Source organism: Stieleria sp. (genome assembly GCF_041595215.1).
GTDB classification, from domain to species: Bacteria; Planctomycetota; Planctomycetia; order Pirellulales; family Pirellulaceae; genus Stieleria; species Stieleria magnilauensis.
Map to the genome: position 1 here is coordinate 1 of NZ_JBFHKV010000188.1, position 10,138 is coordinate 10,138.

Annotated in this window: 8 protein-coding genes; 5 read left to right on the plus strand and 3 right to left on the minus strand. The window is 60.5% G+C overall.

Annotated features, from left to right (window positions below):
* Positions 1-209: 209 nt before the first annotated feature.
* Both ABX749_RS09735 and ABX749_RS09740 read right to left on the minus strand, forming a co-directional pair.
* Positions 210-2,345, minus strand: a complete 2,136-nt coding sequence (locus tag ABX749_RS09735; RefSeq protein ID WP_372895807.1) for a hypothetical protein — start codon at positions 2,343-2,345, stop codon at positions 210-212.
* 182 nt (positions 2,346-2,527) lie between these two features.
* Positions 2,528-3,268 carry an apolipoprotein acyltransferase gene (locus ABX749_RS09740; protein ID WP_372895808.1) on the minus strand — a complete coding sequence of 247 codons (741 nt, stop codon included), beginning with the start codon at positions 3,266-3,268 and terminating at the stop codon, positions 2,528-2,530.
* A 380-nt stretch (positions 3,269-3,648) separates the two neighbouring features.
* Between ABX749_RS09740 and rpsB the strand changes: the two genes are divergently transcribed.
* From rpsB to frr, 4 genes are all read left to right on the plus strand, one after another.
* Positions 3,649-4,449 (plus strand): 30S ribosomal protein S2, encoded by an 801-nt coding sequence (gene rpsB, locus ABX749_RS09745; RefSeq protein ID WP_372895812.1) that lies wholly within the window; start codon positions 3,649-3,651, stop codon positions 4,447-4,449.
* A gap of 62 nt (positions 4,450-4,511) precedes the next feature.
* A complete protein-coding gene (gene tsf / locus ABX749_RS09750) occupies positions 4,512-5,492 on the plus strand; it encodes a translation elongation factor Ts (RefSeq protein WP_372895809.1) in 981 nt (326 codons plus the stop codon).
* Positions 5,493-5,612: 120 nt separating this feature from the next.
* The gene (gene pyrH, locus ABX749_RS09755; protein ID WP_145218342.1) at positions 5,613-6,359 is read left to right on the plus strand and encodes a UMP kinase; all 747 of its coding nucleotides are present in this window, start codon (positions 5,613-5,615) and stop codon (positions 6,357-6,359) included.
* A 472-nt stretch (positions 6,360-6,831) separates the two neighbouring features.
* Positions 6,832-7,392, plus strand: a complete 561-nt coding sequence (gene frr, locus ABX749_RS09760) for a ribosome recycling factor (protein ID WP_095742261.1) — start codon at positions 6,832-6,834, stop codon at positions 7,390-7,392.
* 107 nt (positions 7,393-7,499) lie between these two features.
* On the opposite strand, the gene ABX749_RS09765 is transcribed toward frr, so the two are convergent.
* Entirely contained in the window at positions 7,500-8,546 is a 1,047-nt protein-coding gene (locus ABX749_RS09765; protein ID WP_372895810.1) for an AAA family ATPase, read from the minus strand.
* A 167-nt stretch (positions 8,547-8,713) separates the two neighbouring features.
* Between ABX749_RS09765 and ABX749_RS09770 the strand changes: the two genes are divergently transcribed.
* The coding region (locus ABX749_RS09770) for an FHA domain-containing protein (protein ID WP_372895811.1) at positions 8,714-10,138 on the plus strand (1,425 nt) is incomplete at its 3' end.

Sequence of the window (10,138 nt, forward strand, 5' to 3'; positions counted from 1 at the left end):
GAGTCCCTGCCAACATGCCGACTGCAGAGGACTCGTCGCCTCGTCCACTACCCGAAAACAGATAGGCTGATTTCGATCGCGGTTGAATGTCGATCTCCAGCGTCGGATGGCGCGGTCGGCCAGGATGCAGAGGACTCGTCGCCTCGTCCACTACCGGAAAATTTAGCTGACACGGATAGGCTGATTTCGATCGCGGTTGAACGTCGATCTCAGCGTCGGATGGCGCGGTCGGCCAGGATGTGTGGGGTGCTCATGCCTTCGAGCAGTTTCTCGTTGCCGCTGACGGCGACTTTGCTGTTGAGATGGTTGCGAAGGTTCACGCCTGGATAGGGCGTGACGTAGGCGATCGTCAGTCCCGCGTCGTCGGTCAATGCATACGGCGGGCTGTTGGCACGCGACGAATAGACTTGGACCAGGTAGCCGGTCGCGGTGCCGGTGGCCGAATCGAGTGACGACTGAGTCGGCAGCGATGCGGCGGCCGGCGACGGACTGAACGGTGTTTGAGAGACATCGGACGGCTGGGATGCGGTGGTCGCGAGCGAGCCGGCTTGTTGCACCGCCGTGTCGATCGGTTGGACGTTGCCGGCCAGCGACGCGGATTGAATGGTCGTCGCGCCATCACGCCGGGCGGCGACGTTGCGATAGCGTTGTGCGAGGTTGAGCACCTCACGTGTGCGCGTCGCGTTGTTGACGTCGCCGGAACGGAGTAGCCGTTCAGTGTGGCGGATCAGCGGATCCAGTTCGTCCGCGGACGCGCCCTCGGCCATCAATTTGGAAAGGATTTGGCTGATCGCGTCCACGTCGGCACCGGCCACCGCATCTTCGACACGTGCGATTTGATCCACCGTCACGATCCGCGACGGCACGGCGGGTCGGGGGGAGATGGGCGCCAACGTTGTGGCTTGAAGTGCTCCGGTTTGCATCACGCCGGACGGCGCCATGGCGGGGGGCTGCATTGCCAGAGACTGGTCCTGCCCGGACAGCGTCTGCGGAGCCGGCGGGGCCGGGTATTGGGCTTGGGGCAAGTGCGCCAAGCCACCCGGCTGCGCGGAGGCGAGCGACGCCGGCGGCGTGTCGAGCGATCGTCCCGAGCCGACCATCCAGCGGCGATCGGCCGGCGAGTTCGGTTGAAACGCGTTGGCGTGGGAGGAATCGATTTCGACCAACCGGGGCGGGCTGATGAAGTTCGCCACGACATCGGTCATCCGGCGCAGGGGTTCCGCGATGGCCGAGGCGGCTGCCGCGGCACCGTTGGCCGGCAGCTCGGTCAATCGGTCGGCGCTGAGGATGGATTGGGAATCCGCGTCGGCGGAAAATCCGGCGTCGGCTGTTTCGACCGAATCGTCTTTCCAACCCGCCTTCAAGCCGCTTCCGATCACGGCACCGCGGTCTTCAAAGTCCTCGGCTTGTGCACCTCGATGAAACTGGATCGCGCGATCGGCGACCGTCCGCGGTTGTGGCCGCCGGGGATCGCTGTTGTCCGCCATGCTGTTGGCCGCCACGCTGTTTTCCGGCGCCGGTTTCAATTCGGGAATCACATCGGTTTCGCGGAGTGCATCGGTCTGTGTCCCACGGCGTGTGGAATTCGCCAACGGTTGCAGGGACGACGGCGAGCCGTCGGCGGAATGGAGCTTTGCAGGTTTGGGATCCGCGTCGGTGTTGCTTTCGGTGTCGGTGTTCAAGGCGACGGCGGCGACGTCGCTGCGAGGTTGCAAGTCGGGTTCGGCACGGGCCACGCGTTCGGCCAATTGTTCGGCGCTCTCGACGACGTCACCGCGGTGAATCCAGCGGAATTCGCCCGAGGGTGGAACGATTCGCAGCCAGGTTTTGCTGCCCGTTGATCCTTCGCGTTCATTTTTTCCCAACACAAAAACGACTTCGCCGGCATCGAGCTGCACTTGCCAGCGATAACGTCGTGCTTTTCCCAGCCGGGTTCCAATCCAAGCGACCGTTTTGTCTTCGCGGATGGTCGCCGTTGTTTCGTCTGCGGACAGTTCTACCGCGTCGGCCGGCATCCAGCAAAAACTATTCTCCGGCGGCCGGACACCCAGCCAGCCATCGGCGGTCTCGACATAGACCTCCAGTTCTTGCCCGCGGCGCAGGGGTTCGGTGCGATAGTGGTCGTTGCCGGGGCCGCATCGGGTGAACGCAGCGGGCTCGGCAACAAACACGATGTACGGAGCCGCGTCTTCGTTCTCGGCCGTGGCGGCTGCGGGTTCCTGTGCCCGTGATTCGGGGGCCAGGGCGATTGGAACGACGAAGCTGAGCGTCAGTGGAAACAGCAGGGGCAGCGCGGCTAGCGTGCCGCGGGCGCAAAATCGTTTCGTGTGTGACAAGACATCCATGTCGAGTGTGTTCCGTCGCGAGTGATGGTGTTCCAGGCGACCCGTCGGCCGGCAGAGCTGCAATCAAGCCTGGGACATAACCGACTTTGGGGTCTGGAATCAAGATAGAACCGAAACCGGCCGGTTAGCCGACCGGCGCCCCTGCGATCCGCTGTTGGGGGTGATCCGCTGTTCGGGGCACCTCAGTCCTCGGAGCCTTCCGGGGGCCGGGGCAGATAGATGTCGATTTGGTTTTCCTGGAAGATTCGAAATTTGACGCCGTGGGCCCAGAGCGTGAAATAGCTTTCAAACGGGTCGGTCAGCCCCGTTTGCTCGGCATAGAACGGCCACATCAGGTAGTCGCGAAGCATCGCATCGCAGGCGATGAAGTAGTAGGCCGGACGTAGCAATTCAGCGTGCGGGTCGACTCCCGCGACTTTTTCGGTCAGGGCGGGAGCGTGATCCAGGAACACGTTCAGCAGTTCGGTGCGTTCGTGTGGCTGTTTGGGGTGTTTCGGGGGGATGCCTTCCAGGACCCGGATTTTGGGTGGCGAGGTGAGTCGCTGGGCGACATGCGCGTCGCCGACGGCCTCGGCGAGTTGCTGCAAACCTTGGATCCAGGTCACGGCGTGGTGCTCGGCCAGTTCGGGCGACAGGGGGGCCGGGGAGCGGACGATGAAAAACGCGTCGCGTCCGCCTTGGGGGCGTCGATCATCACCGGCGGCCCGGTAGGCGCTCTGCAATCGGTCGGAAAGTTGGTCTCCTTGCCGCAGGGCATCAAAAAGGCCGTTGAGGTCGCCGCCGTCTGGCCGAAAGAGCTGGAAGAATCCGATCAATGATTCCGATTCGCTCAATTCCGGTCCGGGGCTGCATGGGGTTTGTTCGCTACACCCGGATCCGGCGGCAAGTTCGCGGCAACGTTCAACAAAAGCGGTGGTGGTCATGATGATCAAACACACGAGGTGCAAAGAAAGTTCATGAGAGTTGTAGCAAAGGGTCCAGCAGCAGGCGTCCCCGGTGAAACCTGAAACCTGAAACCTGAAACCTGAAACCTGAGCCATCCCGCCCCTCACTCTTGTCGCGGGGCTGGCGTTCGGCTACCCTCTCCGCCCCGGCGGAAAACACGTCGTTTTTCTGCTTTGTCTACCTTTTTTGTCCGCGTGATTCGGGATGAAGGGCCCCGCTGGTCGGGGGTGTGCTGTGGATCGCTGTTGATCTGCCCCGCACATCTGTCCCTGGGAACGGTCTTTTGCCGTTTCGTGATGCCCACGCCGACACTCCACCTGGAGAAACTGTCTCGATGTCTAATCCGATCGTTCAAGAGATGATTGAAGCTGGTGTCCATTTTGGTCACCGGACGAGTTTGTGGAACCCGAAGATGAAGCCTTACATCTTCGGCAGCAAGAACCAGATCCACATTTTGGATATCCGCGAAACGCTTCGCGGGATGCTCCGTGCGAAGAAGTACCTCGGGCAAGTCGCCTCGGGCGGTTCCTTGATTCTGTTCGTCGGAACCAAGCGTCAGGCCGGCGAAGCGATCGAAGAGCAAGCGAGTCGCTGCGGAATGCCGTTCGTCAGCGAGCGTTGGTTGGGCGGCACGTTGACCAACTTCCGTACCATTCGCAGCCGACTGGGGCGATTGGAAGAACTGGAATCGATTCGCGGAAGTGACGCGATCAACAGTTACAGCAAGAAGATGCAATCGGCGCTCAACCGCGAGTACCGAAAGATGTATCGCAACTTGAACGGTCTGCGGACGATGAACCGCTTGCCCGAATGTTTGTTCATTGTCGATCCGGGCAAAGAGCGAAACGCGGTTCGTGAAGCGAAACGGTTGGGCATCACCACGGTGGGCTTGATTGATACCGACAGTGACCCGTCCCTGATCGATCTTCCGATCCCCGGCAACGACGACGGGATTCGAAGCATCGAATTGATCCTGAAACAACTGGCGGACGCCGTCAACAGCGGCAAGGGACAAGCCGACATCGGGGCTCCCCCGGCACCGGCCGAAGCGGCGCCCGCTGCAGCCGAGGCTCCTGCGGCCGAAGCCGCCGCGCCGGCGGAACCCGCCGCCGAGGCGACCGCCGAACCCGGAGCAGCCGAAGCGGCTCCTGAAGCCTAGGCACATCCCCACTCAAACGACACACAACACTTAGTCGAATAACGACTTATCTGGAGGAAACAATGGCGATTTCAGCCAAAGACGTAAGCGAACTGCGCAAGTCCACCGGTGCCGGCATGATGGACTGCAAGAAAGCATTGCAAGAGTCCGGTGGCGACATCGAAGGCGCGTTGGACTATCTGCGCAAGAAAGGCCAAAAGGTTGCCGCCAAGCGTGCCGACCGCGAAGCCAACGAAGGCGTCGTGGTTGCGTTGGTCGAAGGCGGCAAGGGCGTGTTGTTGTCGCTCAGCTGCGAAACCGATTTCGTGGCAAAGAACGATGACTTCATCGCGTTTGCCGAAAAGCTGGCCAAGCTTGCCTTGGACAACGGTGCCTCGACCAAAGAAGAAATCGGCGCGCTGGAATTGGACGGCCAAACCGTCGCCGAGAAACTGGTCGAACGCACCGGAACGATCGGCGAGAAGATCGAGATCGCGGATTTCCAAACGATCGAAGGCGACAATCTGGCGTCGTACATTCACGCCGGAAGCAAGATCGGCGTGTTGTTGTCCTACAAGGACGGCGGCAAGGACGATGCCGGCGATTTCTTCCGCAAGGTCGCGATGCACGTCGCCGCCATGAAGCCTTCGATCCTGACGCCCGACGAGTTCGACGAAGAACTGGTCGCCAAGGAAACCGAGGCGCTGCAAGGACAGATCAAGGTCGAAAACGAAGACCGTGCTCGGTTGGGCAAGACGCTCAAGACGGTGCCCCAGTACGCGAGCCGTTCGCAACTGACACCGGAAGTCATGCAAAAGGTCGAAGACGAGATCAAGGCTGAGCTGAAGGCCGAAGGCAAACCGGAAAAGATCTGGGACAAGATCATCCCCGGCAAGCTGGAGCGTTTCATCGCCGACAACACGCTGCTGGATCAAGAGCGGTGCCTGTTGAGCCAGTTCTACGCACTCGACGACACCAAGACCGTCGAAGCGGCCGTGAAAGAGTTCAGCCCCGAAGCCGAAGTGGTCGCGTTCAAACGCGTCGCCGTCGGTTCGGCGTCCTGATTCGATCGCAATCGAAAACGACATTCTCGGAAACCTCGTCGTTCCCCCTCGGGAACGACGAGGTTTTTTCGTATCATCTGGCCATTCACCTGTGATCCTCACCACCAGGACCGATCGAGCATGTCTGACGACTCCAACCCCACCCCACTCCGTTATCAACGCGTCGTCCTGAAGTTAAGCGGCGAAAGCTTGGCTGATTCCGGGGGCCGAGGGATCAGCAGCCAGGAAATGTCGGATATCGCCGAACAGATCCGCGAGGCGCACAGCAGCGGTTGTCAGATCGCGATCGTCGTCGGCGGCGGCAATATCTTGCGAGGCGCCCAGTTTTCCGGCAGCAACGCGTTGGTTCAAGAGGCGACGGCGCATTACATGGGCATGTTGGCGACGGTGATCAATTCGCTCGCCATGCAAGATGCCTTGGAGACACTCGGATTGTCGACGCGGGTGATGTCCGCCGTCCCGATGGACAAGATTGCCGAGACATTCATCCGCCGCCGTGCGATTCGGCATCTGACCAAGGGCCGGGTGATCATTTTGGCCGCCGGGATTGGCAACCCGTTCGTCACGACCGACACCGCCGCGGCCCAGCGCGCCTTGGAAATCGATGCCGACGTCGTCTTGAAGGCGACGCGTGTCGACGGCGTGTACAGCGACGACCCAGAGAAAAACCCCCACGCGGTGCTGTACGATCAGCTGACCTATCGCGATGTCACCGAAAAACAGCTCCGCGTCATGGACGCCACCGCGATCGCCCTCTGCCAGGAGCACAGCAAACCCATTCTTGTCTTCAACTTCAAGAAGCCGGGCAGTATCGTGCGGGCAATCAGCGGCGAAACGGTGGGAACCTGGATCGGATCGGAGAAGTGATTTCCCCGCTTCGCACTTCACATGCACGTTTCGAAGCCACACTCCTGGCAGCAGGGTCGAGCGAAGCGAGAGGCATGCGCATCAAGTCAAGAAGTAACCCTCCCGTGTGCGGGAGGGTCGAGCGCAGCGAGGGGAGGGTTTCCGCGGCCCCGCGCCCACCGATGCCAACAACGACGCCAAAGCACCCTCCCCGCTCCGAGCGCAAACTCCGCCGCGACCCTCCCAAAGGGAGGGTGACTTCAACTCAATGACGAACCGACGGCATCACTTGATGCGTATGGGGTCGAGCGCAGCGAGAGGAGGGCCGAACGTTGAATCGCTACGTTCACTCCGATAAAGATGAGCCGCCCGCGGGCGATCCAATTCGACACCGGGGCGGTATCTTGTTCCAGACGGACGACGCCACACGCCGATCTAAAAAAAGCTAGACTCATAATCTGTCGACACCACTCTAACCCCAAGGATGCTCAACATGTCCGCCGAAGAAACCTTGATGGACGCCGAAGAACGTATGGAAAAGGCGATCAGCGTACTGGGCACACAGCTTTCCGGAATTCGTACCGGTCGAGCCACGCCCGGATTGGTTGATTCGCTCAAAGTCGAAGCGTACGGTTCGACGTCGCCGCTGAAGCAACTCGCTTCGATCGGGACCCCCGAACCGCAGCAAATTCTGATCCGCCCGTACGATGCCGGCACGATCAAGGATATCGAAAAAGCGATCGTGGGCAGCGACTTGGGGCTGAACCCGCAAAACGACGGTCGCGTCATTCGGCTGAACATCCCCGCGCTCTCAACCGATGTCCGCAAGAAAATGGTTTCGCGGATCAAAGAGCTGGCCGAGGACTCCAAAATCTCCATCCGCAACATCCGTCGCGACGCCAACAAGACGGCGGACCAATTGGAGAAAGACAAGGAGCTGACCGAAGACGATCGCGACAAGCTGAAGAGCGATGTTCAAGATTTGCTGAAAAAGTTTGAAGAGCAAATCAACGAAATGGCCAAAGCACGCGAAGCGGAAGTGATGGAAGCCTAAAGTGGGGTAAGCATCCTGCTTGCCTCGGCGCTGCACGTCGCAAGCTGGAAGCTTACGCCACCTCGCAAGCTGGAAGCTTACGCCACGTCGCAAGCTTGGGGGCAGGGTTACAGCGCCCCGGATTTCTTGGGCGCGAGGTCTTTGATCAATCGGCGAATCAGATCGTCGACGGTGATCCCATCGGCCTCGGCGGTGAATGTCGGGACGATGCGATGGCGGAGCACCGGGAACGCCAATTTTTGCACGTCATCGAGCGTGACGTGGGGGCGGCCGTGCATCAACGCACGGGCCTTGGACGCCAGCACCAATTGCTGACTGGCCCGCGGTCCCGGCCCCCACTCGATCAATTCTTTGGCCCAGGGGGCGCAGTTCGGATCGCTGGGCCGCACCGCGCGGACGGCATCGAGCACCCATTCTTTGACGTGCGGCGGCAACGGGACACGTCGCACCGTTTTTTGGAACGCGATGATCTGTTCACCCGTGACCACGGCTTGCACGGTTGCATCAAAGGTTGACGTGGTGCGGTCGACGATCTCGGACTCTTCTTCGCGACTGGGGTAGTCGACCACCACATGGAACAAGAATCGGTCGCGTTGGGCTTCGGGCAGGGGATACGTCCCCTCCTGTTCGATCGGGTTCTGCGTCGCCAAGACGAAGAACGGTTCGTCCAGTTTGTACGTTTTGCCGCCCGCGGTGACCTCGTGTTCCTGCATCGCTTCGAGCAGTGCGGCTTGCGTCTTTGGCGGCGTGCGGTTGATCTCGTCGGCCAACAACATTTGGGTGAACACGGGGCCGCGTTCGAACAACAATTCACGGCGGCCGGTTTCCGGGTCTTCTTGAATGATGTCGGTACCCGTGATATCGCCGGGCATCAGATCGGGCGTGAACTGAATGCGGTGAAATTTCAGGTGCATCGATTCGGCGAGCGTGCGAATCATCAGCGTTTTCGCCAGTCCCGGCACACCCTCGAGCAGGCAGTGACCGCGGGAGAGGATTGCGATCAACAATTGCTCAATCACGTCTTCCTGGCCGACGACGACACGTCCGACTTGCTGCCGGACCGCCTGGCAAGATTTGACCAATTCGGCGGCTTTTGCGGCGTCATCTGCGGGGTCGGATGCGGTGCCGGATTCGATCGGTGGCGGCTGGACCATAAAACTCACTTTTTACGAACAGGGATGGGCCCGGATGGACGACATTATTTTAACCGCTGGGGCGACCGTGTGGCTCGGTTGCGACAAACCCGAAACAAATCTTGTCAGGGGGCACGAATTGGCCGCGCCGGGGTTAAACCGGCATCGGAACACGTTATCTTTGGGATATGGCATCGCTTTACGTTGTTCGCGGACGAGATCAGGGAAAGCACTTTGTGCTCGACGGGGATGTCGTGCGCATCGGCCGCGACACGCAAAACGATGTCCAGTTGCTCGACAGCGAAGCCTCGCGTCTGCACGCGGAAATTCGGATCGATGCATCCAGTGATTGCCACCTGGTGGATTTGCAGAGCAGCAACGGAACGCAAGTCAACGGAAAGCGGATCCGCGACCAGAAATTGCTCAGCGGTGATCGCATCGAGATCGGCAGCACGCTGTTGATTTTTACCGGCACGGGACAACCCACGGCGATCGAAGCCGCACACGGTGTTGATATTGTGCGGCAAAGCAGCGGTGCCGACGCCAGCCGGATCATTTCATCGCTGGTCCGTCCCACGTCGCGAACCAGCGGCATCCGCTTGGACCCGGTGCGGCTGACCGATCACGTCGCCGAGGCGGTGGTGCCGTTCGAAACCGAACTCTCCTCGTCGTCTGATACGTCGTCCGATACATCGGACTCCTCGGTCGACTCGGTTGAACCGGTGATGAACACGATCACCGATAGCGATCGCTCACTGGAGGTCATGTATTTGACCGCGCTGGCGGTCGGCCGGACCGACGATCTGGATGAGTTGCTCGATCGGATCTTGCGGTTGGTGTTTGATTGGGTCGATGCCGATCGCGGATGCATCATGCTGCGAGACAACGAAACCAATCAATTGCGACCGGCCGCACGATGCGATCGCCAATCGGCCGACGGGCAGCGACATGATGAAGCGCCGATCAGCATCAGCAGCACAATTTTGGAGTACGTTTTGGACCGTGCCGAGGGAGTTCGAACGAGTGACGCGACCGACGACGCGCGGTTTGACGCCGCGGCATCGATCGTCCAGGGCGGTGTCCGCGAGGCGCTGTGCGTGCCGTTGCAGGGTCGCTACGACATCGTCGGCGCCCTGTACATCGATACCTACACCTCTCCCGGCCAGATCGTTCGCCGCGGAAAGACCCACCGCTTCACCGACGAGCACCTGCGGCTGATCACGGCCATCGGGCATCAAGCGGCGTTGGCGATCGAGGACACGTTCTACTACTCCGCGCTGCTGCAAAGCGAACGCCTGGCCGCCATGGGGCAAACCATCGCCACGCTCTCACATCACGTGAAGAACATCCTGCAAGGCATTCGCGGCGGAAGTTATCTGATCGAAGCAGGGCTGAAACGAGACGACACCGATGCCGTCCGCCGGGGCTGGGGCATGGTCGATCGCAATCAAGAACGGATCTCCAATCTCGTGATGGACATGTTGACGTTTTCCAAAGAACGTCAGCCACAAAAGGTCGAAGCCGACTTGAACGAAACCGCGGCCGATGTGGTCGAGTTGATGGCCAGCCGGGCCGGTGAATCCGGTGTCGAATTGACCTTGCAGACCGGTGCC